This is a genomic window from Lichenifustis flavocetrariae (assembly GCF_026130545.1).
Classification (GTDB): domain Bacteria; phylum Pseudomonadota; class Alphaproteobacteria; order Rhizobiales; family Beijerinckiaceae; genus Lichenihabitans; species Lichenihabitans flavocetrariae.
Window position 1 is genome coordinate 199,707 of sequence record NZ_JAMOIM010000009.1, and the last position, 23,578, is coordinate 223,284.

Genomic DNA, 23,578 nt, shown 5'->3' on the forward strand with positions numbered 1-23,578 from the left:
CAGCCCGCAGGGAAGAGAATCGTCTCCGGTGGGGCGTCCGGACTTCAAATCCGGGTGGGGCAGCGAGACTGTCCCGGGTGGGTTCGACTCCCATTCTCTTCCGCCAGGGGTTGAACGGGAATGAGCGGGGCAATCCACACCGACTTCGACGAATGGATGGTCGAGACTTTCGCGTCGACGGGCCCATTCACGATGCTGTTCGTGCTCGTCCATATCGGCGACGCGAACATCGACATTCTGCGCTCCGCCTATCTGCACGTGATTGGCGACGAGACGCGCTGGCCCGCTATGATGGATCTGTTTGCCAGTGCGAAGGTCGATTGGTCAGCCGCGGCTTTCTTCCAGGCGGACCGCGAAGGATTGGTGCGCGACGCGGAGGCTCAACGCCGCCTTGCCGCCCTTGTGCGCAAGCTCCATGAGGACCGCCTGCTGATTAAGAACGGAGAGTTCTTCAACCGCGAAGGCCTGCGTCTTTCGCTGGATGTGATGAAGCCGCATTGAACAGCCAGGCTTGCGGAAGCCGCTGATCGTGTAGAGCCTTCGAGACCTGAACAGTCGGCTTGACCCGTCCAACGATTGGTCCTTCTATTCTCTCCGTCGACACTGCCCGAACGAGGTGGGCGACATAAGGAAACGTCGGGAACGACGACGTCTTCGACGTCTCGGTCCGACCTGTATCGAGGGGCGTACCCGGCTGCGTGATGGTCGATATGCGACTGCACCGGGATGCGCGCCCTCGCCGGAGGGGGAATGAGCACCGCTCTCGCTGTGCGCCACGGTCAATTCGGCCGGGCTGCGCTTTATCAGTTGAACAAAGCCTTCTTGATGCACGCACATCGAGAGGCTCATCTTACATTCTATGTGCGAGGCAAGTCGGCCAGGATCACGGTCTCAGAGCTGCCCATCGGGCTTGACGATCTGACGGGCGTCGCGGTCGACCCATGGCAGCCGCACAGCTACGATCCCGGCGACGCCTACGAGAGCACGGTCGCGCTCGTACTTTATTTGAAGCCGCAATGGACATCCGACGAGGGTGTGGGCGGTCGTGGCGGCCTTCGCTTCGGCCGATCGACGCTTGAGATGACACCAGGGCTCCATCGGCTCGTCGACCGCATCGTTGCTCTGCTGCTTGGCGAGGGCGCATCCGGCGGCTTTGATCGGCACCTTTGTGACCTCGCCTGCGCCTGTTACGAACAGAGTTGGGAAGACCGACGTGCGCCGACGGCCGCCGATCGCTCGAGTCTCTACCGCGACTTTCGCATCCGCAATTCCATCCGCCTGATGCAGGCGCGCATCGCCGACGAACTCGCGATCGACACGATCGCGCGCGATGCCGGCCTCTCGCGCCCCCACTTCTACAAGCTGTTTCGGCAACACGTCGGTCTCACCCCGAACATTTACCTGAACACCTTACGCATGGAGGCTGCGATTGACCGTCTCACCGGCACTGCCGACCCGGTGACCGTGATCGGGCTTGACCTCGGTTTCGCATCTCAGGCGAGTTTCACGCGGTTCTTCACCACGAACGTCGGCGTCCCTCCGAGCGATTACCGCCGCGTCGCATGCCGCCTCGCTTGAGCGCGCGGCAGCGCGCTCGCCCGGCATGCGGCAAGATGATCGGCGCCGGACGATGGGAGAAGACTTTGAGGTACGCGGCCCTGCAATTCCCGTTCTAGTCTCGTGCCAACGCGGTCCGTAGAGACCCGACGGGACGAAACGACCGGAACCTCATGCGGACTTTAGTACGCCTTCACTCAGCACTGGACGACATCGACGCCTATGAGCGAGGGCGTGACGCATGAGTGCATTTGCGTCGCGGCACCCCATTTGGTCACTCATCGTTTTTGTCGCGGCGGCAGCCTTGCTGTGGGCCATTTTCGCGGCATGGCCGCCCGGCATGGTGGCTTGGGCCGGATCCAAGAAGATTTTCCTGAACGCCTTCTTCAACGGCATCACGCTCGGCGGGCTCTACTTTCTCGTCGCGAGCGGGTTCACGCTGATCTTCGGCCTCATGCGCAATGTCAACCTGGCGCATGGCTCGCTCTACATGCTCGGCGGCTACGTCGGCTATGAAGTCTCGGCGCTGACGGGCTATTGGCTCCTGAGCTTCGTCGCCGCCTTCATCGTCGTGGGCGCGCTCGGCGTCCTGCTTCAGCTTTTCGTCTTCCAGCGCATGGAGGGGCAGGATCTCCGCCAGACGCTCGTGACGATCGGCATCTCGATCGTGTTGGCCGATCTGATGCTCTGGATCTGGGGCGGCAATTTCTATCAGATCCTGGCACCCGGCTGGCTGTCCGGGCCGGTGAAGCTGCCGCTCGTGACGGCCGTTAAAAGCAATGGCGAGGCCGTCTACCTGACGTATCCTGTCGTCCGTCTCGCGGTGTTCGGCGCGGCCGTCGTGCTCGGCGTGGCGGTGTGGCTGGCTCTCAACAAAACCAGGATCGGGATGCTGATCCGGGCCGGGGTCGACGACCGCGACATGCTGTCGGCCACGGGCGTGAGAATCCAGCGCGTTTTCATCCTCGTGTTCGCGTTCGGTGCGGGGCTCGCGGGCGTGGCCGGCGTCGTCGGGGGCACATTCCAGTCGATCGCACCGGGCGAGGACATCCGTTTCCTGCTGGCCTCGCTGGTGGTGGTCATTGTGGGCGGGATGGGATCGATCCCGGGCGCTGCTCTCGGAGCCCTGATCATCGGCCTCTCGGAGCAACTCGGCTCCGTCTATTTTCCGACCTACGCGGTCGTTCTCACCTTCCTGATCATGGTCGTGGTGCTGGCGTTCCGGCCACAGGGCCTATTGGCGAGCGGGCGCACGTGATGCGCCGGGACGATGCCCGACGGCTCGACAGGTCAGGCGGCCAGCCCAAGTCCGGGGCTCGATCGGCATGACGGCGGTCTCGGCCAAGTCACCGCGCCTGACTGCAACGACCCAGGCGCCCGCGCGTCCTGCCACCGGCGAGATCCCGGGACTTTATTGGGTCGTCGGCGCCCTGCTGGTTCTCGCCCCCTTGTTCTGTTCCCATTTCGTCCTCCTCCAGATCCTCGGCTGGGCCATGATCCTCGGCATGATCGCGCTGAGCCTCATGTTCCTGGCGGGCTATGGCGGCATGGTCAGTCTCGTGCAGCTGACGATTGCCGGAATAGCCGGCTATCTCACCGCGATCCTGGGCACGAGTGCGGTCAGCGGTATCAGCCTGAACTGGCCCTGGTGGCTCGCGGTGCCCGTGGCCATGCTGGTGGCGGTCGTGTTCGGCACGCTCGTGGGTGCGCTCGCGGTGCGGACAGCCGGCATCTACACGATCATGATTACGCTCGCGATCGCCGCCGCCTTCTTCTACTTCGTCCAGCAGAACTATGCGGTCTTCAACGGCTTCACCGGCTTCAACAACCTGATCCCGCCCGTGTTCCTGGGGGTCGACTGGCACAACCCCATCGCGTTCTACTACCTGATCCTGAGCTGCGCGGCCTTGGCCTATCTGGCGGTTCTCTACGTGGCACGCACTCCGTTCGGCTTGGCCCTTCAGGGTGTGCGGGACAATGCCCGGCGGATGGCCGCTCTCGGGTTCAGCGTCACGGCCCATCGGATCGCGGCCTACAGCGTCGCGAGCCTGATCGCGGCTGTGGCCGGCGTGCTCCTGGTCTGGTTGAACGCGCAGGTGTCGCCGGGAACCGTCGCCGTGGGACCAGCTATCGATATCCTGATCATCGCGGTCGTGGGTGGTATCGGCCACCCGATCGGCGCCTTCATCGGAGCCCTGATCTATGTGATCCTGCGAACCTTCGCACTCGACGCGCTGGTCGCGGTGGGCTTGTCGGGCGAGCGGTTCCAACTGCTGATCGGGCTGGGTTTCCTCATCATCGTGTTCGGGTCGCCCGATGGGCTGCTCGGGCTTTGGACGAAACTGCAGAATCGGTCGCAGCGCGGCATTCTTCCCGACAGGGAGGTGTCACGATGAGCGCCGTCGCAACCCGCTCGATTGCCGAGCGCCTGTCCTCGGCCGGCACCGCCAATGCGTTGGAACTGCGTGGGGTCACCAAGCTGTTTGGCGCTCTGGCGGCGCTCACCGACATCTCGCTTTCGGTCAGCCCAGGCGAGCGGCGCGCGGTGTTGGGCTCGAACGGCGCCGGCAAGACGACGCTGTTCAACTGCATCACCGGCGATTTTCTCCCGACCTCGGGCACCATCCGGCTGTTCGGCGAGGATGTGACGCGCTTCCCAGCCCATGAGCGGATCCGGCGCGGCCTTCGTCGTACCTACCAGATCTCGCAGCTGTTCCCCGGCCTCTCGGTGCTCGACAACGTGTATCTCGCATGCTGCGGCGTGTCGCGAAGCCGATTTTCCTTCATACGACCGAGGCGCGACGATGCGCTGCTGGCCACGGCCGAGCAACTGACCGAAGCCGTGCACCTGCGCGACGTCAGGGACATCAAGGTCGCGGTCCTGTCCTACGGACAGCAGCGTCAGCTGGAGATCGCGCTCGCGCTCGCGGGCGCGCCGCGCTTTGTGCTTTTCGACGAGCCGGCCGCAGGATTATCGCCGACCGAGAGGCGCGAACTCGTCGAAATCCTCACGAACCTGCCCGGCCACATGGGCTTCATCATCATCGAACATGACATGGATGTCGCGCTGCGGGTCGCGGAGCGCGTGACGATGATGCACAACGGCCGCATCTTCAAGGAAGGGCTGCCCGAAGAGATCGAGGCCGATCCCGAGGTGCAGGCGCTCTATCTCGGAGGCGGTCATGCCTGATCGCAGCCGCATGAGGTCAGTGGCCGGATCTCCGCCGACGAAGGGCAACGCGCGGGCGCCCGTCCTCGAAATCCGCAACCTCCACGTCCATTACGGCGCCTCGCATGCGGTGCAGGGCGTCGACCTTACGCTGCATGGCGGCGTCCTGTCGGTCGTCGGCCGCAACGGCATGGGCAAGACCACGCTCTGCAAGGCGATCATGGGGCTCGTTCCGGCGTCGGGAGGCTCCATTCGCTTCGCCGGCCGGGAATTGCGCGGGCTTGCGCCGGCCGACGTGGCCCGGCTCGGGGTCGGCTACGTTCCGCAGGGCCGTCGGCTGTGGCGCTCTCTCACGGTCGACGAACACCTGCGGCTGGTCTCGACCAAAGGCGGCGCCTGGACGATCGAGCGGATCTACGCGACGTTTCCGCGGCTGGCGGAACGCAAGACCAACGGCGGCGGCCAGTTGTCCGGCGGCGAGCAGCAGATGCTGGCGATCTCGCGTGCCCTTCTGCTCAACCCCCGTCTCCTCGTCATGGACGAGCCGACCGAGGGCCTCGCCCCTGTCATCGTCACCCAGGTCGAGGCGATGCTGACACGGCTCGGCCAGGAGGGCGACATCGATGTCCTCGTGATCGAGCAGAATATCGGGGTCGCGACCGCGGTCGCGGACCGCGTCGCCATCATGGTCAACGGCCGGATCAATCGCGAGGCCGATGCGGCCGAACTCGCGGGTGATCGCGACCTGCAGCAGCGTCTTCTCGGCGTCGGCCGCCACGCGCACGACGAAACACCTGGATCGGAAGCGCTAGCCGGACCGCAAATCGCGGCCGCACCGGTAGGTCCGCGCAAGATTTATATGTCGAACCCCGTTCCGCCGAACCGCTGGTCGCAACCAGTGCCGGTCCGGCTGCTTGAGCAATCCGCCCGCACGATTTCGAGCCTTTCCCCTATGGCGGGAGAAGCCGGCGAACTTCGGCCTGCCGTCTCCATGGGCGAAGGTGCGGTGATCGTGGCCGGAACGCTCGATACGAAGGGGCCGGAGCTCCGGTTCCTCCGCGACCTCCTGAAAGCGCAGGGCCTGGGGGTGCGGCTCGCCGACCTATCGACGTCGGGCGCCCAAACGGGTGCCGATATCCCGGCGCATCAGATTGCCGCCTATCATCCGCGCGGACCGAGCGGCGTCTTCACCGGCGATCGTGGCTCGTCCATCGCGGGCATGACGGTCGCCTTCGAAGCATGGATGCGCAGACAGCGCATCGGCGGGATCATCGGGGCCGGGGGATCCGGCAACACGGCCATGATCGCGCCGGCCATGCGGTCGCTGCCCATCGGGGTTCCCAAGGTGATGATCTCGACTGTCGCGTCGGGCGACGTTCGGGCCTACGTGGGTGCCAGCGACATCTTGATGATGCATGCGGTTGCCGACGTGCAGGGGCTGAACCCGATCACCCGTATGGTGCTGTCGAACGGCGCCCATGCGCTCGCCGGCATGGTGCGTGGCCGCAGGGAAGGCGCGGCCGAGGCCAAACCGGTCGACAAGCCTGCGATCGGCATCACCATGTTCGGGGTCACCACGCCCTGCGTGCAAGTGATCGCCAAGGCCCTGGAAACCGAGGCCGACTGCCTGGTGTTCCACGCCACAGGCATCGGCGGGCAATCGATGGAAGCGTTGGTCGAGGCCGGGCTGATCGGATCCGTGATCGACATCACGACCACGGAGGTGTGCGACTTCCTGTTCGGCGGCGTCTTTCCGGCGACGGCCGATCGGTTCGGCGCCGTCATTCGTCGCCGCGTGCCCTATGTGGGTTCGGTCGGCGCCCTAGACATGGTGAACTTCGGAGCCCGCGAGACGGTGCCAGAGCGCTACAGAGGCCGGCTGTTCTACGAGCACAATCCGCAGGTCACGCTGATGCGGACCACCGCCGAGGAAAACGCCGAGATGGGTCGCTGGATCGGCGAGAAGCTGAACCAGATGGAAGGTCCGGTGCGGTTCCTGCTCCCGCTCGGAGGCGTGTCGATCATCGATCGTCCTGGCGAAATTTTCTACGATCCGGCGGCCGATGCGGCGTTGTTCGATGCCCTGGAGAAGACCGTCCGGGTCACGGCCGCCCGCCAGCTCATCCGCTCGCCGCACGCCATCAACGATCCGGCCTTTGCGGCCGAGGCGGTGGCCGCCCATCGCGCGATTACGGCCAAGTCGCGGGCACAGAAGCGACAGGGGGCGCGCTGACCATGCCAGCCATTTCACGTCACGCCATCCTCGAACGCTTCCACGCCATGAGGGCGCGCGGCGAGCCGATCGTGGGCGGCGGCGCCGGCACGGGCTTGTCGGCCAAATGCGAGGAAGCCGGCGGCATCGACCTTATCGTGATCTACAATTCCGGCCGCTACCGCATGGCGGGGCGGGGCTCGCTGGCCGGGCTCCTGGCCTATGGTGACGCCAATGCCATTGTGGTCGACATGGCGTGCGAGGTGCTGCCCATCGTCAAGCACACCCCGGTGCTGGCGGGTGTCAACGGCACCGACCCGTTCCGCGACATGGATGTCTTTCTGCCCGAGCTGAAACGCCTCGGTTTCTCAGGCGTGCAGAATTTTCCGACCGTCGGGCTCATCGACGGCACCTTCCGGGCCAATCTCGAAGAAACCGGAATGTCCTACAGCCTCGAAGTCGAGATGATCCGCAAGGCGCGGGCGCTCGACCTGCTGACGACGCCCTACGTGTTCTGCGAGGCGGATGCGACCGCAATGGCGGAAGCCGGAGCGGACATCATCGTGTGCCACCTCGGACTGACGACCGGAGGAAGCATCGGGGCGCAGACGGCGCTGAAGCTCGAAGACTGTCCGACGCTTGTCGACCGCTGGTCCGCCGCCGCCCTCAGGGTCAACCCGGACGCGTTGATCCTGGTCCATGGCGGGCCCGTGGCCATGCCGGAGGATGCCCGCTTCGTGCTGCGGAACACCAAGCACTGTCATGGCTTCTACGGCGCGTCCTCCATGGAGCGACTGCCGGTGGAAGCTGCACTGACCGATCAGACCCGCGCCTTCAAGGCGATCGGCCGGACAGGGGGTGGCGCATGATGTCCTCGGTAATCGGTGAGAACCTGGGCGCGATCCCTTCTCCCCTTGCGGGAGTAGGTCCCGCGCAGCGGGGGACGAGGGGTAAGCGCCGCAGGCGCTTCGCGCCTTCCCCCTCATTCGCCCCTTCGGGGCACCTTCTCCCGCAAGGGGAGAAGGACACCCGAGACCGCTCGTTCCATCGCCAGACACCCCTGACATCGCGCATCGTGAGGAATTCCCAATGACCGGGCAGATCATCGGACAGTTGATCCTGTGGTTGATCCTTGCGGTCGTCCTGATCGCGATCGTCTACTACGTGATGAACTGGCTTTACCGCCGCTCCACCAAGGAAATCGCCTTCGTCCGAACCGGGTTGTTCGGTGAGAAGGTCGTGATCGACGGTGGTGCCTTCGTGTGGCCGATCATCCACGACATCACGCCCGTCAACATGCACACGCTGCCGCTCGAGGTGGTGAGGGCCCGCGAAGGCGCCCTCATCAGTCGCGATCGCATGCGGGTGGACGTGCAGGCCGAGTTTTATGTTCGGGTGCGGGCCACGCGGGAAGCGGTTTCGCTTGCGGCCTCGACGCTCGGCCGCCGGACCCTGGAGGCTGAGAATCTTCGAGGATTGCTGATCGGCAAGTTCGAGTCGGCCCTGCGTGCGGTCGCGGCAGAAATGACCATGGACGAGATGCATCAGGCACCGAACCTGTTCGTCGAACAGGTTCGCGCCATGGCGCAGCTTGGATTGTCCCAAAATGGTCTCGAACTCGAATCCGTGGCGATCCTGGACATCGACCAGGCCGGGCTCGAATACTTCAATCCTTCGAACCGTTTTGATGCGGAAGGCCTGACCCAGCTCATCCAGACCATCGAGTCGCGCCGCAAGCTCCGCAACGACATCGAGCAGGATTCGGTGATCCAGATCCGCGCCCGGAACCTGGAGGCCGAACGGCAGGCGCTCGACATCGAGCGGGAAAGCGAACACGCTCGCCTGGGGCAGGAACGTGAGATCGAGTTCCGCCGTGCGCAGCAACGCGCCGAACTCGCCCGCGAACGCGCCGAACGCGATACCGAAGCGGAGCAGGCCCAGTTCATCGCCCGCGAAAGCATCGAACGCGCCCGCATCGCCAACGACTATGCGATCGCCCAGGCCCGCATCCAGTCCGAACGTGACATCCGCCAGCGCGAGCTTGATCGCCAGCAGGTTGTCGAAACTGCGGAAATCGGGCTCCGCGAGCAGATCGAGCGCGCCCGTATCCTGCAGGAACGCGCGGTGCTGGAAGCGCGCATCGAAAACGAGAGAGAAACCGAGGCTCTGCAGATCGAGCGTCAGCGGGTGCTTCAGGCTGCAGAGATCGCAGCGACCCAATCGACAGAACGGGCGCGGATCGACCAAGAACGGGCCGTGATCGAGGCGCGGATCACCCGGGACCTCGAGACCCGCTCGCAGGAGATCGAACGCCAGCGCAGTCTTGACCGGGCTGAAATCGCGGCGCGAGAGGGCACCGAGCGCGCGCGGATCGAGCAGGACCGCGCCCTGGCCGAGGCCCGCATCGCCAGCGAGGAGACGACGCGCCGTCGTGAAATCGAGCGTAATGCGGCCGTGGAGGCGGCGGAGATCGCCGCACGCGAAGGCACCGAGAGGCTGCGCATCGTCCAGGCTGCCCAGGTCGATGAGGAGCGCATCCAGTCCGACCTTCGCACCCGGGGCCTTGAAATCGAACGGCAGCGCGCGCTGGAGGAGGCCGAGATCACGGCGCGGCAAGCGACCGAAGCCACGCGCATCGCCCGTGAGAAGCAGGTTGCAGCGGAGCGGATCGCTTCGGACCAGGCGACTCGGCAGCTTGAGATCGAACGCGAGCGCATGCTGGAGGAAGCCGATATCGCGGCCCGCGAGTCGACTTCGGCCGCAAGGGTCGCGCAGGAGGAGAGGGTGCGCTCGCTGGAGATCGCCCGGAATCGCGCGATCGACGAGGCCGAGATCGTGGCGCGCGAGGCCGTCGAAGCTGCCCGCATCGCGCAAACCGCCCGCATCGAGGTTGAACGCATCACCCGCCAGGAAGAGACGGTGCTGCGCGATGTCGCGTCACGCGAAACCACCGAGTCGGCTCGGATCGCGCAGGAAGCCAAGATCAACGTCGGCCGCATCGACTCCGAGCAGGAGGTCCGGGGTCGCGAGATCGCCCGCAGCGAAGCCATCGAGGCGGCCGACCTCAAGCGCCGCGAGGCCGTCGAGCGGCAGCGTATCGAGGTCGAACTCCTTCTTGAGCAGCACCGCATCGGATCGCAGCAGGAACGCGAGATCATCGACATCACCCGCAAGCGCATGGTCGAGGAGGCCGAGGAAGCCCGCGTCATCGAACTCGCGGCTCGCCGCGCCGAGCGTGTGGAAGCCGACGCGCGGGTGCGTCAGGCGGAGATCACGGCGAAACGCGATATCGAGGCGACCGACGTTGGCCGCGAGCGGGCGCTTGATGCGGCGCGGCTGGAACGCCGCCGTTCGACCGAGCAATTGGAAATCGCCCGCGTGCAGGCATTGCGGGAAGCCGAGATCGCATCCCACGAAGAGATCGAGAGGGCCCGCATCGTGTCGGAGCGCGGGCTTGACGAAGCCCGCATCACCCACGAGCGTGACCGTCGCAAGCTCGAAATCGACCGGGAGCGGGTCGTCGATCTCGCCTCGATGCAGAAAGCCATCGCACTCTATCAGGCGTCGCTCGAAGAGTCGGCCGCCCGTGCAGCCGCCGATACGGCCCGTGCCCGGGCCGCCGAAGCCGAGGAAAAGATCAAGACGGCACGCGAGACCGAGGAGGTGCACCGTCGACGCACCGTCGACGTGGTGACGGCCGAGATCGCTGCCGAGCGCGAACGCATCATGGCAGACGCGGAGCGCGTGCGTCGCGCGGTCGAGGCGGAAGCCCAGCGGCTGGTCAACGAAGCCGAGAACGTGCTCACCGAGCCGGCGCGCGCCTCTCTGTTCAAGCGCAAGCTGCTCGACAAGGTCGAGGGGATCGTCGCGGCCTCGGTCAAGCCGATGGAAAAGATCAACGACATCCGCATCATGCACCTGGACGGCATTGGGGGCGGCGGGGGCGGCAGTGGCCGCAGCGCGACAGACGAGGTGATCGACTCGGCGCTCCGCTACCGCGTGCAGGCGCCCCTGGTCGACAGCCTCCTGGCCGATCTCGGCATCGAAGGGGGTGCCCTGTCCAAGATGGGCGGGCTGATCCGCGAAGCGAGCGATCTCCAGCGCATCGCCAAGGACACGAAGAGCGGCTCGGGCGGTGGATCCAAGCCCGCCGCGCCAGTGGAGTGAGGGCGATGAGAGCGTTTCAGGTCGGTCCGACAGGCTGTGCGCGTCTTCCTTCTCCCCTTGCGGGAGAAGGTGCCCCGCAGGGGCCGATGAGGGGCAAGCATCGAAGGCGCTTCGCGCCTCACCCCTTATCTCTCCGCTGGCGACCCCAACAAGCGTTGCTTGCCGGGGGCCCTGGCCAGCTCCGACCGGCTTCGCCGGACCTTCTCCCGCAATGGGAGAAGGGGACGGCGGCCGTTGTCTCTTGCGAGGACACAATCTGATGGCCCGCGTCTTCATCTCCACCGTCATCAGTGCGCCGACCGCAAAAGTCTGGGAGCGGGTCCGCGACTTCAACGGTATGCCTAAGTGGCACCCCGGCATTCGGGAGAGCCGCATCGAGAACGGCGCGCCCTCGGACCAGATCGGCTGCGTGCGCGACTTCCGGCTGCAGAATGGCGACCGCATCCGGGAAAAACTGCTCGGGCTGTCCGACTACGACTTCTTCTGCACCTATACGATTCTCGAAAGCCCGATGCCGCTCACCGACTACATCGCGACCCTCCGCTTGACCCCGATCACGGATGGCGACCGGACTTTCGTCGAATGGACCGCCGAGTTCGCCTGCGCACCTGAAGTCGAGGAGGGCCTCGTCACCGGCATCGGCACCAATGTGTTCCAGGGCGGCTTCGACTCCCTCAAACGCCATTTTCCGGGGCGGTGAGGATGCGCATCGTCGGTCAAACTAAGAGCGGCAGCTTACCCTCTCCCCATGTGGGAGAAGGTCCCGCGCAGCGGGGGATGAGGGGTAAGGCGCGAAGCGCCTTTTCGGCAATGTCAGAATGGAAGGCCCGCACGCGCCAAGATCGTGTCGGTGACGCCGGTCGGATTTTGCCAAACTTCGTGGTTCCAGAACCGCAGCACCTTGAACCCCTGCTTATCGATCCAAGCGTCCCTGGTCTGATCATAAGCATTGTCCGCGTGGCCCGAGCCGTCGCACTCGACGATGAGCCTGCGGTCAAAGCAGAGGAAGTCGACGATATACGGCCCAAGTGGCACCTGCCGACGCCATTTCATCGAACTCAAGTGGCGTCCGCGGAGTATCATCCAGAGTTTCGCTTCGGTGTCGGTGCTTCGGGCGCGCAGAGATCGGGAAAGCTTTGTGCGCCGTCGTATGAGCGTCATGGAGTTGTGGATCCGACATGCCATAATCTTGGTAAGCTTAAGCGCTACTTTTTGTGCCACCTAGCCCTCTCGGCTGCGGGTTGTGCCTCGAAAAGCGCTTCGCGCTTTACCCCTCAACCGGCGCTTCGCGCCACCTTCTCCCGCAAGGGGAGAAGGGACCTCCTGGCCATCCGAATTGTCGAGGACCACCCATGGTGAAAATCGACAAGAGCACCGTGGTCGACGCGCCGGTCGAGCAGGTGTGGGCGGTGCTGCGGGACTTCAATCTGCACGACAAATACCATCCGGCCGTGGCGAACAGCCAGATCGAGCGGGGGCTGCCGTCCGACAAAGTGGGCTGCGTGCGCCGCTTCCATCTCCAGGACGGCTCCGAGCTGCGGGAACTGCTGCTGACCTTGTCGGACGCCGACATGAGCTTCAGCTATTGCCTCCTCGATACGCCGGTGCCGCTGCTCAACTATGTGGCGCACAACCGGCTGATCCCGATCACCGACGGCGATCGAACGTTCTGGCATTGGCACTGCCGGTTCGACACGCCGCCCGGCCAGGAACAGGCGCTGTTCGAGGCGATCTCGACGGACATCTACGACGCAGGCTTCCGGGCGGTGCGCGCCTATCTCGGCCTGCCGGCGACGATCGAAGGAGTGTCCTGATGCCGGTAAGCGTAAAGACTTACGCAGGAGTCGAAGAGGCGGCGCGTGCTCTCTCAGCCAGCCGTTCAGCCAGGTTCTTCGGCGGCGGCACGTTGGTCATGCGAGCGTTGAACGAGGGGACGCAGGCCTTCGATACTGTGATCCGCGTCACGGATCCGGCGCTGAGGCAGGTCAAGCCCGAGGGCGATCGTTTGACGATCGGAGCTGGCGTCACCATGGCGGCAGTTCTGGCCAACCGCGATCTCGCCTTTCTGCATCCTGTGGCGCGCTCGATCGGCGGTCCGGCCGTGCGCACCATGGCGACGATCGGAGGCAATCTATTTGCCGCCTGCCCCTATGGTGATTTCACGGTCGCGCTTCTGGCGCTCGACGGTGCGGTCACCATCGCAGGCGGGGGCCGAGCGCTGAATCTCGACGATTTCCTCAAGGTGCGGGATCGGGAACCACGTGTGATCGTCACGTCGGTGACGATCACACGGCCGCGCGACGCGCAAGCGTTCCGGTTCCACAAGGTCAGCCGGATCAAGCCGAAAGGCATCTCGGTGCTGTCGATCGCGGCGCACCTGCCGCAATCCGGCGGGCGGGTCAACAATGCGCGCGTGGCTTATGGCGCCATGGGGCCGACGCCGCTTCGCGTCACGGGTGTCGAGCGGGCCCTGGAGGGCCGGAGCCTTGACGCGAGCGGCATCGCGCCCGCGCTGGCGGCCGCGACGGAACGGCTAGATCCACCGACCGACGCTCTCGCCTCGAGCTGGTATCGGCGGGAAGTCGCGCCCGTGCATCTTCGGCGTCTGCTGCTCAATCAGGCGGGGTGAGCAGCATGGCACGCACACCCATCGAGTTCCGCCACAATGGGCGTGACCAGGCAATTTTCGTCGAGGAGGGTTCGAACCTCCTCGACGTGCTACGGCGCGGGGTCGGGGACTTCGCCCCGAAATACGGCTGTGGCCAGGGGACCTGCGGCTGCTGCACGGTGCTGGTCGACGGCGAGCCGCACCTCTCCTGTTTGACACTCGCAGAGACGGTCGCGGGGCGCTCGATCGAGACCACCTCCGGGCTTGGCAAGGGCGTCGAACTACATCCGTTGCAGCAAGCCTTTATGGACAATTTCGCGGCCCAGTGCGGCTACTGCACCCCCGGCATGTTGATGGCCGCGAAAAGCCTGCTCGACCATAATCCAAGCCCCTCGCGGCAGGAGGTCGTGGAGGCGATCGCCGGCAACATCTGCCGCTGCACCGGCTACGAGCCGATCATTGCGGCCGTGCTCGACGCCTCGTCGCGGATGAGCGGGCGGAGGTCGGCATGAGGGGCGGCATAGACAGGCGAGGCGCTGGCTACCCTCCTTCTCCCCTTGCGGGAGAAGGTCCGGCGAAGCCGAGGATGAGGGGTAAGCGCCAAAGGCGCGTCGCGCCTCACCACTCATCCGCCCTGTCGGGCACCTTCTCCCGCAAGGGGAGAAGTGGTGCGCCGATGCACTCGTCACACCCGCAACGGTCCTTGTTGAGGAGCCGCGCATGATCGAGTTCCGCAAGGACCTGTTCCGCGATGAGCGGGACGACAACCTGAACGAGATCGGCAAGCCGACCCAGCGGCAGGACATGGTGGGCCATGTCACCGGCCGCTCGCCGTTCTACGACGACCATGCCTTCGAGGGTTTGCTGCATCTGCGCTGTCTGCGCAGCCCGCATCATCATGCCCGTCTCCGCTCGATCGAGGTGCGGGATGCCGAGCGGTCTCCCGGCGTGCATCGCGTGATCCTCGCCAAGGACGTGCCGCACAATCTCAACACGTTGCTGAGCCTGATGGGGTTCGGGCTCGACGACGAGCCGCTGATCTCGGGTGGAAAGGTCAGCTACAAGGGCGAGCCGGTCGCCGCCGTCGTCGCGGAGAGCGAGCGGGCCGCCTATGACGCGATCGCGAAGATCCGCGTCAGCTGGGAGGTGCTGCCGCACGTCCTCGATGTCGAGGACGCCCTGAAGCCCGGCGCCGTGACGGTGAACGACACCTATCCCGGCAATACGTTCACGTATCACGACAAATACGACCATCAGAAGCTGCGTTTCGGCGATGTCGAGGCGGCCTTCCGTCAGGCTGATCGAGTCATCGAAGGCCGCTATCAGATGTCGCCGATCGAGCAGGCGCCGACCGAGACCTGCGGCGCGATCGCGGCGCAGGAGAACAACGGCCGTTTTGTCTGCTACACCTCGACCCAGGCGCTGTTCTTCTCACTCGGCACGGCTGCCAAACTGCTGAACGTGCCCTCGAACCGGCTGCACTTTATCGGCGGCACGGTGGGGGGCGGCTTCGGCGGCAAGGTCGACAGTCTGCACGAGCCGATGGCGATCCTCGGCTGCATGCTCACGGGCCGGCCGGTCAAATACATGTTCGACCGCGCCGAGGAGATGCAGGTCGGTGCGCCGCGCGGCGCGGAGCGCTGGTACCTGAAAGACGCCGTCGGCCGCGACGGTCGCATTCTCGGGCGACAGCTCACGGGCTATTTCGACGCCGGCGCCTACACGCGCCTGTCGAGTTACGCCATCCACAAGAGCACCGGGCATCTGCCCGGCCCCTACACAATCCCCAATGTCAAGTCGGACGTCTACTGCGTCTTCACCAACCGCACGCCGTCGACGGCCATGCGAGGATTCGGCATCACGGGCGTCGATTTCGCCATCGAGTCGCATATGGATGTGGTGGCGCACGAGATCGGCATGAACCCGATCGAGTTCCGAATCCTCAACGCCTACCGCGACGGCGACATGAAGGCGCATCGGCGCGTCGCGAAGAACACCGCCCTGATCGAATGCTGCCAAGTGGTTTCGGAGAAGGCGAACTGGCCGATCCGCGACGATTTCCGCCGCATGGCCTCGAGCGAGGGCGGTGGGGTCGGCGAAGCAGGGCGGGTGCCGAACTACACGGCAACGGATCAGAACGGGCTTGTCGACACCCGGAACCGCGGCATCAAGCGCCGGCCCGGCGATCCCGAACGGCCGTTCTCGATGCCGGGCACCATCCCGCCCAGGGCCGAGCCGGCACGCCAGCCGACCCCAGCGCCGACCTATGCCGGAGGAGGCCCCCTCCCCGGCTTCGCGCCGACGCCCGGGACGGGAGTCCGCTCCGAGCCGCGGCCGAGTTACGCGCCCTCTACGACCTACAGCCCGCAGCCGGTAGCGCCGGCCGCCTCGGTCGCTTCAACGCAGCCCACTCCAGCGTCATCAGCCCCGCCTACCCCCAACCGCACTGGCCCGAATCGCTTCTCGTCCTCGGTTTCGGGGCTGCGACGACGATGAGCGTCGCGATGCCGAACGGCGCGCGCTGCCGGGCCACCCCTTTTCCCCTTGCGGGAGAAGGTCCCGCGAAGCGGGGGATGATGGGTAAGGCCCGAAGCGCCTGTGGCGCGTACTCCTCATCCGCACTGCGCTGGCCACCGCGCCCAGCCTCGCAGGGCGTGGACCCTGGCCAGCTCCGCCCTTTGTGCCACCTTCTCCCGCAAGGGGAGAAGGATTGCACCGACCGTCTTCACTTCCGGACCGGAGTCTGCCCATGACCCTCCACCCCGGCCGCGGCTTTGCGGCCATCAACTATCCCATCGGCATGAACCTCGGCGGTGACCCGTCCCAGGCCCTGGTGCACTCCAATCCGGACGGCAAGTTCACCGTAGCCCTGTCGTCCATCGATCTTGGCCAGGGTATGAAGTCCGTCACGCGTCAGATCGCGGCCGAGACGCTCGGGGTGCCGGTCGAGGACGTCTATGTCGATACCGCCGATTCCGACACCGGGCCGCATTGCATGGGATCCTTTGCGTCGCGCGGCACCCATCGCGTCGGCAATGCCGTCATCCAGGCCGCCAAGGAGGCGCGCGCCGTGATGATGGAGGCTGCGGCCGAGGAACTCGAGGTCAACCCGGACGACCTCGTGACCGACGGCAAGGGCAACATCCATGTCAAGGGCGCACCGTCCCGCTCGATCGGAACCGGGACGGCCTGTGCGGCCGCCCAATTCAAGCAGGGCAAGACGGTTTCGGGGCGAGGCATCTTCCTAGTGCCGTTGTCTCCGGTCGATCCCGAAACCGGCGAGATGACACCCGTCACCTGCTTCGCCCATGCGGCCATGGTGGTCGATATCGAGGTCGATGATGAGACCGGCGAGGTTTCCGTCACCCAGATGAACAGCGCCTACGAACTCGGCCGGGCGCTCAACCCCAAGCTCGTCGAACAGCAACTCGTCGGCGGCGCCTGGATGGGCATGAGTCACGCCCTCTGGGAGACCACCGAGCCCTACTACCCCGACCGGTCGCACGGCCCCATCGACTTCAACGACTACCTCATGCCCGGGCCCGGCGACATCGCGCCCCATCACATTTCGATCCTGGAACGCCCCGCGCCCGATGGCCCCTTCGGCGGCAAGGGACCTGGGGAGATGTGCGCCAACCCGGTGCTCCCGGCCGTGGCCAATGCCGTCTTCAACGCCGTCGGTGTGCGGATTACCGATCTCCCCATCACGCCCGAAAAGGTGCTGCGCGGCATCAGGGCCAATGGCGGCGCGAAGCCGCAGCGGCGCTGGTGATATGAGCGGCCGGGCACATCCCTTCTCCCCTCGCGGGAGAAGGTGCCCCGAAGGGGCGGATGAGGGGGCAGACGCTGCCGGACTCCCCCTCATCCGCCGCGCGCCGCACGCGATCCACCTTCTCCCGCGAGGGGAGAAGGGACGCAACGGCATCGTCGCGGCGCACGAAGGAGGCTGAATTGCCCGTCCGCAAGACCATCGTCGGCATCGACTCGCCTGAGGCGCTCGAACGCGCCCTTGGCTCGGCGCAATATATCGCCGACGAGGGACTGGCGACCGCAGCTTATCTGGCGCTTGCGCTCGGCAAACCCTTGCTGCTCGAAGGCGCGCCGGGGGTCGGCAAGACGGAAGCCGCCAAAGCCATCTCGGCGGTGCTCGGCAGGGCGCTGATCCGCCTGCAATGCTTCGAGGGTATCGATTCGGCCGCCGCGCTCTATGAGTGGAACTACCCGCGCCAGATGCTCGCCATCCGTCAGGCCGGGGAACGATCGATCAATATCTACGACGACGAGTTCCTGATCGCCCGTCCAATGCTCGAGGCGCTGCGGCATCCCGAAACCTCGACCCTTCTGATCGATGAGATCGATCGATCGGACCACGAGTTCGAGGCCTTCCTGCTCGAGTTCCTGTCGGATTTCCAGATTTCCATTCCTGAGCGTGGCACCGTGCGGGCTCTCGAGCGTCCGGTGGTGGTGCTCACCTCCAACCGGACGCGCGAGTTGCACGAGGCGCTGCGCCGTCGCTGCGTCTATCACTGGATCGGCTATCCCGATGCCGCGCGGGAAGCCCAGATCGTGATGATGCGGGCGTCGTCGGTGGCGCAGGCCACGGCCGAGGCGGTCGTCGGAGCCGTCGGACGGTTGCGGCAGGAGCCGCTCTCCAAGCCGCCCGGAGTCGCCGAGACCGTCGAATGGGCCGAAGCCGCAACGCTGCTCCACCAGGGCGGTGCGACCTGGCCGGCGGCCTTCCGGCGGGCCATCGGGGTCGCACTCAAGGACCAGGATGACCTGATGTTCCTTCAGGGCCGGCTCGACCAGGTGATCACGGGGATCGCGGCGTGAGAATGAGGCCAACCCGTCGCTTGTCCGGGGCGCTCGGGGCCGACGGCATTCCCTTCTCCCCTTGCGGGAGAAGGTGGCCCGAAGAATCGGATGAGGGGTTAGGCGCGAAGCGCCTCCGGCGCCTCCCTCCCCTGGGCACCCCAGCCTGCTTGGCAGGCCATGGGCCATGGCCAAATCCGCCCCTCGTCCCCCGCTTCGCGGGACCTTCTCCCGCAAGGGGAGAAGCACGACATATTGCATCTTGCGATAGGCAGACGGGGACGGGCCGATGACCGCCCCCCTGCCCCGCGCCCTCAAACCCTTCGTCCAGTTTGCGACGGTGCTGCGCGCCAACGGGTTTGCGGTGGCGCCGGAGCAGACGCAAGCCTTCGTGGCGGCCGTCGGATTGCTGGGGCCAGTCTCGATGCGCGACATTCATCGCGCCGCCGTGCCGACCCTGGCGCCCCCGCCGGAGCGACGGGAGGAGTTCGATGCGTTGTTCCGCCAGTTGTTCCACGGCCAGACCCTGGCTGCTCCCGCCAACGCCGATCCGGAGGACGACGAGGACCTGCAGGTGTTCGACGCGAAAGAGGGCGAGATCGAACCTCCCGAAGGAACAGAAGACCAGGATGTCGGCGGTGAGGCAACGGCGATCGAACGGCTGACGCTGCGCCAGTTCCGCGACGAGGACCCGCGCGAGACCCTGCGGCGCTTCGCACGGGCGGCTCCGGCCGCGCTTCCACGGCAGCGCTCCTTTCGGCGTCGTGCTGCCAAGACCGGCGACCGCTGGCACATGCGGCGCCTGATGCGCGAGGCGGTGCGACGGGACGGCGAAGTGTTGAGCCTGCCCAAGCTCACGCGGACGACGCGGCAGCGCCGAATCCTGCTCCTCGTCGACGTGTCGGGTTCGATGAAGGCGCATACGGACGATGCCATGAGTCTCGCTCACGTGCTGGTGAGCGCGGCGGACCGTGCCGAGGTTTTCACGCTCGGCACGCGCCTCACGCGAGTGACGCGGGCGCTACGGCTGCGACGCCGTGAACAGGCGCTCGGGGTCACGGCCTCGCTGGTGTCCGATTGGGACGGCGGCACACGGCTCGGCGATGCGCTCGACGCCTTTCTGCACGTGCCCCGCTTCGCATCCTTCGCGCGCGGTTCGCTCGTCGTGGTTCTGTCGGACGGTTTGGAGCGCGGCGATCCGGCCGTCTTGACCGCGGCCGTCGGAAAGCTCTCGACCTTGGCCTGGCGCGTCGCATGGCTCACGCCGCTTGCGGCCGACGCGGGCTACACCCCGTCGACGGCGGCCCTGAAGGCGGTCCTGCCGTTTCTCGACCACCTCGGCAATGGAGCGGGTCTGCGCCCGCTCTGCGATGAAATCCTCGCTCTCGCCCGCCGGCTGGATGCGCGGGAAGCGAGACGCGTCGGCGCCTTCCTTCTCCCCTCGCGGGAGAAGGTGGATCGCGCGGAGCGTGAGACGGATGAGGGGGTAGGACATCCCGGTCCAAGGCGCCCCCTCATCCGGCGCTTCGCGCCACCTTCTCCCGCGAGGGGAGAAGGGAATCGCTCCGTCACTTACTGGTCCGGGCAGACGTCATGAACATCGTCGATTCACACCACCATATCTGGCGCCAGGATGACCTTGCATGGCTTAGCGGCCCGATGCAGCCACGCATCTTCGGGCCCTACGAGCCGATCCGGCGCGATTATCCGATCACCGAATATCTGAACGATATCGCGGGTTCAGGGGTGGTCCAGTCGGTCTACGTGCAGGCCAACTGGCCCGTCGACCGGTTCGAGGATGAGGTCGCATGGGTCCAATCGGTCAACACCGAGACCGGCTGGCCTCATGGCATCGTGGGTTATTGCGACATGACCGTCGACGACGCGCGCCCCGCACTCGACCGACTGACGAAATACCCGGCCATGCGCGGCATCCGCCAGCAACTCCACTGGCACGAGAACCCGATCTACCGCTTCGCAGTCTCGGCCGACCTCGCGCGTGATCCGAGGGTCCAACGAAACGTCGCGCATCTCGCCGATTATGGCTGGAGTTTCGACCTGCAGGTCTTTGCGCGCCAGATGCTTAGTGCGGCCGAACTCGCCGCAGCCTGCCCCGGGGTCACTTTTGTGCTGCAACATGCCGGCATGCTGGAGGACCTGTCGGAGGCCGGCTGGGCCGTCTGGCGGCAGGGTATGAGGACGCTTGCCGAACAGCCGAACGTGGTTTCCAAACTGTCGGCCTTCGGCACGTTCATCCATCGCAACGATCCCGCCCATATCGCGGCGCTCCTACACGAAACGGTCGCGCTCTTCGGACCCGACCGCTGTCTCTACGGCTCGAATTTCCCGATCGAGAAGCTCTGGACGAGCTATTCGGCGCTGATCGGTGCCTTCCGTGATGCCGCGCGCGATTTAAGCGACGCTGCGCAACGCGCCATCTTCGCCGACACGGCGCGGCGGGTCTATCGATTGCCGGAGATTCGGTAAGGCTTGCCGGGCGAACCGGCCGGCGGCCGACGCGGCCGTGCCGGCTCGGAAGAACAACAATCAGGAGGAACCATGGCTCTCGAAATCAAGGTGCTGGACTACGGCGACATCGAACTTGAATCGTCGTTCCTGGTGCTCGGGCGCGAATGCGGGCGGACCAGGCGGGTGCCGGTCTACGGCTTCCTGATCCTGGGTGGCCGCTATCCGATCGTGGTCGACACGGGGTACCGCAACAACGCCATCATGGAATCGCTCGGCATGCGCGGGCTGCAGTTCCACGAAAACCAGATCGAAAATCAACTCGCGCGGCACGGCGTGCGGATGGGGGACGTGCGTTACGTGCTCCACACCCATCTGCACATCGACCATGCCGGAATGGACGATCGGTTCTCGATGAACACCACGGTGGTCATCAATCGCCGCGAAATGGAGCTGTCGGCCTCGGGCCTGATGTTCCCACAGTACCCGCTGCCCGACATCAAGCACTTGCTCGATCGCCTGCACACCAAGAATGCCATGCGGCTGATGGACCTCGAAATCACGGGCGAGGTCGAGATCATGCCGGGTGTCACGGTCGAGGCCGCAGGTGCCCACACCGAGGGTTCGATGAACGTGCATGTCGAGACCGCCGAGGGACGGGCGACCGTGTGTGGCGACGTCATCTACGATTTCAACGATCAGATCGTCGAGCCTTTCCACGAGATCAACGCCATGGAGCCGCGCATCACCGGCAATCACTCGAATAGCCACCGGCAGGAGAAGGGCGCCATCAAGAAGCTGCTGAATTCCTCGAAGTTCCTCATGCCGATCCACGACAAGCCGGCCAAGATCGAAGCCCAGCAGGTCGTCGGCCGCCTCGACATGGCCATCCCCGGCCCGATTTCCCAGACCGTCCCCCGCCGCGACTGGTTCCCGGCCTAGGCGCCGGCGATTGGTTGGCGATCTCCAGACGGATTGGCAAAGCATGGCCCACGACGCGTTCGACCCCCGCTTCCGCACCCTGATCGACGAACACGCGCCGGTGCGGCAACTCGGCTCGGGATTTTCCTTCGTCGAAGGGCCGATCTGGCATCCGACCGAGCATCATCTTCTCTTCTCCGACATGCCGGGGGACGTGCGGCGCCGGTGGGACAAGGGTGGCGTGCGGGAGGTCGAGCGTCCGAGCCGCAAGGGCAACGGCATGACCTACGACGCCGACCTGAACCTGCTGGTCTGCGAACACGCTACATCGTCCGTCGTGCGCATCGACCGCCAGGGCAACCGCACCGTTCTTGCGTCGCATTTCGAAGGCCGCGAGCTCAACAGCCCGAACGATCTGGTGGTACATTCGAGCGGCGCGATCTATTTCTCCGATCCGTGGTACGGCCGCATGCCGGGTTTCGGAGTCGAGCGGCCGCGCGCGCTCGGTTTCCAGGGCGTCTACCGGATCCCGCCGGTGGGCGGCGCTCCGCAGTTGCTTGTCGACCGTTTCATGTTCGGCCAGCCGAACGGTCTCTGCTTCTGTCCCGGCGAAGACCGCCTCTACGTCAACGACACCGATCAGGCGAACATCCGCGTGTTCCAGGTCGAGAAGGATGGGTCGCTGTCGAACCCTCGCGTCTTCGCCTCCGGCATCAAGGACAGCCTCAAGCCCGGCGTGCCGGACGGCATGAAATGCGACCGGGAAGGCAACATCTGGGTGACGGGTCCGGGCGGTGTGTGGGTCTACAGCCAGGACGGACGCCACATCGGCAAGGTCAGCGTGCCTGAATTGGTGGCCAATCTGCACTGGGGTGGCCCGGACTGGCATACGCTGTTCCTCGCCGCCAGCACGTCCCTTTACGCGGTCGAGACCAAGATCGGGCCGCGGCACGAACCCTTCATGAACCAACAACGTCACAACGCTCCGTCGAGGCAGACAACCATGGCACCATCATCCGGCCTCGACCTCAATGCGTCACGCTGCGCGCTGATCATTCAGGATATGCAGAACGATGTCGTCATGGAAGGCGGGGCCTTCGCCTCCTCCGGCGCGCCGGCCCATTGCCGGGAGCAGAATGCCATCGCCAATCTGGCTCGACTGGCGGAGGCCTGCCGTGCTCGGGATGTCCCCGTGATCCACGTCTGGTTCGTGGTCGAGCCCGGAGCACCAGGGTTGACGCTGAACGCGCCCTTGTTCGAGGGCGTGGTGGACTCGAAAGCTGTCGTGCGCGGCACCTGGGGCGCGGAGCCGGTGCCTGGCCTCCAGCCGCACCCTGGCGATCACGTGGTCACCAAGATGCGCATGAGCGCATGGGAAGGGACCTCGCTCGAGACCATCCTCAAGGCGACCGGACGCGACATCGTGATCGTGGCGGGCGCGTGGACCAACATGTCGATCGAGCACACGGCACGCACCGGCGCAGACAAGGGCTATGTGATGATCGTGCCGGAAGATTGCTGCGCCACCATGAACGCCGACTGGCATCGCGCCTCGATCGACTACGCGTTGAAAAACGTGGCTGCCGTCACGTCGTCGACGAGTGTCGCCGCCGCGATCGGACACAGTGTAGCTGATGTCGCGCCGTAGAGAGACGCAGACTTCACG

General features: G+C 65.6%; 20 protein-coding genes and 1 tRNA gene. 20 read left to right on the forward strand and 1 reads right to left on the reverse strand.

Translation table 11 applies throughout. From position 1 onward, the window contains the following. The first annotated feature begins 10 nt into the window (after positions 1–10). From M8523_RS15425 to M8523_RS15470, 10 genes are all read left to right on the forward strand, one after another. A tRNA-Sec gene (locus tag M8523_RS15425) sits at positions 11–106 on the forward strand. Positions 107–192: 86 nt separating this feature from the next. Beyond that, positions 193–501 carry a hypothetical protein gene (locus tag M8523_RS15430; RefSeq protein ID WP_282585767.1) on the forward strand — a complete coding sequence of 103 codons (309 nt, stop codon included), beginning with the start codon at positions 193–195 and terminating at the stop codon, positions 499–501. Positions 502–750: 249 nt separating this feature from the next. Further along, the gene (locus M8523_RS15435) at positions 751–1,578 is read left to right on the forward strand and encodes a helix-turn-helix domain-containing protein (protein WP_282585768.1); all 828 of its coding nucleotides are present in this window, start codon (positions 751–753) and stop codon (positions 1,576–1,578) included. Positions 1,579–1,798: 220 nt separating this feature from the next. Continuing rightward, positions 1,799–2,815: a branched-chain amino acid ABC transporter permease gene (locus M8523_RS15440; protein ID WP_282585769.1), complete on the forward strand. Its 1,017-nt coding sequence runs from the start codon at positions 1,799–1,801 to the stop codon at positions 2,813–2,815. A 67-nt stretch (positions 2,816–2,882) separates the two neighbouring features. Further along, entirely contained in the window at positions 2,883–3,953 is a 1,071-nt protein-coding gene (locus tag M8523_RS15445; RefSeq protein WP_282585770.1) for a branched-chain amino acid ABC transporter permease, read from the forward strand. After that, positions 3,950–4,747, forward strand: coding sequence for an ABC transporter ATP-binding protein (locus tag M8523_RS15450; RefSeq protein WP_282585771.1), 798 nt, complete (start codon positions 3,950–3,952; stop codon positions 4,745–4,747). Before M8523_RS15445 ends, M8523_RS15450 begins: the two co-directional genes overlap by 4 nt. 10 nt (positions 4,748–4,757) lie before the next feature. Further along, positions 4,758–6,959, forward strand: coding sequence for an ABC transporter permease (locus M8523_RS15455; RefSeq protein WP_282585824.1), 2,202 nt, complete (start codon positions 4,758–4,760; stop codon positions 6,957–6,959). A 2-nt stretch (positions 6,960–6,961) separates the two neighbouring features. Then, on the forward strand, positions 6,962–7,807 hold the full coding sequence (locus tag M8523_RS15460; RefSeq protein ID WP_282585772.1) for a phosphoenolpyruvate hydrolase family protein: 846 nt from the start codon (positions 6,962–6,964) through the stop codon (positions 7,805–7,807). 220 nt (positions 7,808–8,027) lie between these two features. Then, positions 8,028–11,105, forward strand: coding sequence for a flotillin domain-containing protein (locus M8523_RS15465; protein ID WP_282585773.1), 3,078 nt, complete (start codon positions 8,028–8,030; stop codon positions 11,103–11,105). Positions 11,106–11,364: 259 nt separating this feature from the next. Further along, the gene (locus tag M8523_RS15470) at positions 11,365–11,805 is read left to right on the forward strand and encodes an SRPBCC family protein (protein WP_282585774.1); all 441 of its coding nucleotides are present in this window, start codon (positions 11,365–11,367) and stop codon (positions 11,803–11,805) included. 113 nt (positions 11,806–11,918) lie between these two features. On the opposite strand, the gene M8523_RS15475 is transcribed toward M8523_RS15470, so the two are convergent. Next, a complete protein-coding gene (locus M8523_RS15475; RefSeq protein ID WP_345894254.1) occupies positions 11,919–12,290 on the reverse strand; it encodes an endonuclease domain-containing protein in 372 nt (123 codons plus the stop codon). Positions 12,291–12,457: 167 nt separating this feature from the next. Between M8523_RS15475 and M8523_RS15480 the strand changes: the two genes are divergently transcribed. From M8523_RS15480 to M8523_RS15525, 10 genes are all read left to right on the forward strand, one after another. Beyond that, a complete protein-coding gene (locus M8523_RS15480; protein WP_282585776.1) occupies positions 12,458–12,919 on the forward strand; it encodes an SRPBCC family protein in 462 nt (153 codons plus the stop codon). Further along, complete coding sequence (locus M8523_RS15485) at positions 12,919–13,734, forward strand: FAD binding domain-containing protein (RefSeq protein WP_282585777.1); 816 nt, start codon at positions 12,919–12,921, stop codon at positions 13,732–13,734. The genes M8523_RS15480 and M8523_RS15485 overlap by 1 nt, the downstream gene beginning before the upstream one ends. Positions 13,735–13,739: 5 nt before the next feature. Continuing rightward, positions 13,740–14,225, forward strand: a complete 486-nt coding sequence (locus tag M8523_RS15490; RefSeq protein WP_282585778.1) for a (2Fe-2S)-binding protein — start codon at positions 13,740–13,742, stop codon at positions 14,223–14,225. 208 nt (positions 14,226–14,433) lie between these two features. After that, positions 14,434–16,209 carry a xanthine dehydrogenase family protein molybdopterin-binding subunit gene (locus M8523_RS15495; RefSeq protein ID WP_282585779.1) on the forward strand — a complete coding sequence of 592 codons (1,776 nt, stop codon included), beginning with the start codon at positions 14,434–14,436 and terminating at the stop codon, positions 16,207–16,209. Between the two features lie 253 nt (positions 16,210–16,462). Continuing rightward, positions 16,463–17,485: a xanthine dehydrogenase family protein molybdopterin-binding subunit gene (locus M8523_RS15500; protein ID WP_282585780.1), complete on the forward strand. Its 1,023-nt coding sequence runs from the start codon at positions 16,463–16,465 to the stop codon at positions 17,483–17,485. 179 nt (positions 17,486–17,664) lie between these two features. Beyond that, positions 17,665–18,546, forward strand: a complete 882-nt coding sequence (locus tag M8523_RS15505) for an AAA family ATPase (protein WP_282585781.1) — start codon at positions 17,665–17,667, stop codon at positions 18,544–18,546. A gap of 268 nt (positions 18,547–18,814) precedes the next feature. After that, positions 18,815–20,122, forward strand: coding sequence for a vWA domain-containing protein (locus tag M8523_RS15510; RefSeq protein ID WP_345894253.1), 1,308 nt, complete (start codon positions 18,815–18,817; stop codon positions 20,120–20,122). After that, on the forward strand, positions 20,119–21,012 hold the full coding sequence (locus M8523_RS15515) for an amidohydrolase family protein (protein WP_282585782.1): 894 nt from the start codon (positions 20,119–20,121) through the stop codon (positions 21,010–21,012). Before M8523_RS15510 ends, M8523_RS15515 begins: the two co-directional genes overlap by 4 nt. Before the next feature lie 72 nt (positions 21,013–21,084). Further along, on the forward strand, positions 21,085–21,933 hold the full coding sequence (locus M8523_RS15520; RefSeq protein WP_282585783.1) for an N-acyl homoserine lactonase family protein: 849 nt from the start codon (positions 21,085–21,087) through the stop codon (positions 21,931–21,933). Positions 21,934–21,976: 43 nt separating this feature from the next. Continuing rightward, positions 21,977–23,560 carry an isochorismatase family protein gene (locus M8523_RS15525; protein WP_282585784.1) on the forward strand — a complete coding sequence of 528 codons (1,584 nt, stop codon included), beginning with the start codon at positions 21,977–21,979 and terminating at the stop codon, positions 23,558–23,560. The last annotated feature ends 18 nt before the right edge of the window (positions 23,561–23,578 follow it).

Excerpts from the sequence above, each read along its gene's own strand:
- M8523_RS15430 (WP_282585767.1), top strand. The coding sequence starts at position 193 with ATGCTGTTCGTGCTCGTCCATATCGGCGACGCGAACATCGACATTCTG.
- M8523_RS15435 (WP_282585768.1), top strand. The coding sequence starts at position 751 with ATGAGCACCGCTCTCGCTGTGCGCCACGGTCAATTCGGCCGGGCTGCG.
- M8523_RS15440 (WP_282585769.1), top strand. The coding sequence starts at position 1,799 with ATGAGTGCATTTGCGTCGCGGCACCCCATTTGGTCACTCATCGTTTTT.
- M8523_RS15445 (WP_282585770.1), top strand. The coding sequence starts at position 2,883 with ATGACGGCGGTCTCGGCCAAGTCACCGCGCCTGACTGCAACGACCCAG.
- M8523_RS15450 (WP_282585771.1), top strand. The coding sequence starts at position 3,950 with ATGAGCGCCGTCGCAACCCGCTCGATTGCCGAGCGCCTGTCCTCGGCC.
- M8523_RS15455 (WP_282585824.1), top strand. The coding sequence starts at position 4,758 with ATGAGGTCAGTGGCCGGATCTCCGCCGACGAAGGGCAACGCGCGGGCG.
- M8523_RS15460 (WP_282585772.1), top strand. The coding sequence starts at position 6,962 with ATGCCAGCCATTTCACGTCACGCCATCCTCGAACGCTTCCACGCCATG.
- M8523_RS15465 (WP_282585773.1), top strand. The coding sequence starts at position 8,028 with ATGACCGGGCAGATCATCGGACAGTTGATCCTGTGGTTGATCCTTGCG.
- M8523_RS15470 (WP_282585774.1), top strand. The coding sequence starts at position 11,365 with ATGGCCCGCGTCTTCATCTCCACCGTCATCAGTGCGCCGACCGCAAAA.
- M8523_RS15475 (WP_345894254.1), bottom strand. The coding sequence starts at position 12,290 with ATGGCATGTCGGATCCACAACTCCATGACGCTCATACGACGGCGCACA.
- M8523_RS15480 (WP_282585776.1), top strand. The coding sequence starts at position 12,458 with ATGGTGAAAATCGACAAGAGCACCGTGGTCGACGCGCCGGTCGAGCAG.
- M8523_RS15485 (WP_282585777.1), top strand. The coding sequence starts at position 12,919 with ATGCCGGTAAGCGTAAAGACTTACGCAGGAGTCGAAGAGGCGGCGCGT.
- M8523_RS15490 (WP_282585778.1), top strand. The coding sequence starts at position 13,740 with ATGGCACGCACACCCATCGAGTTCCGCCACAATGGGCGTGACCAGGCA.
- M8523_RS15495 (WP_282585779.1), top strand. The coding sequence starts at position 14,434 with ATGATCGAGTTCCGCAAGGACCTGTTCCGCGATGAGCGGGACGACAAC.
- M8523_RS15500 (WP_282585780.1), top strand. The coding sequence starts at position 16,463 with ATGACCCTCCACCCCGGCCGCGGCTTTGCGGCCATCAACTATCCCATC.
- M8523_RS15510 (WP_345894253.1), top strand. The coding sequence starts at position 18,815 with ATGACCGCCCCCCTGCCCCGCGCCCTCAAACCCTTCGTCCAGTTTGCG.
- M8523_RS15515 (WP_282585782.1), top strand. The coding sequence starts at position 20,119 with ATGAACATCGTCGATTCACACCACCATATCTGGCGCCAGGATGACCTT.
- M8523_RS15520 (WP_282585783.1), top strand. The coding sequence starts at position 21,085 with ATGGCTCTCGAAATCAAGGTGCTGGACTACGGCGACATCGAACTTGAA.
- M8523_RS15525 (WP_282585784.1), top strand. The coding sequence starts at position 21,977 with ATGGCCCACGACGCGTTCGACCCCCGCTTCCGCACCCTGATCGACGAA.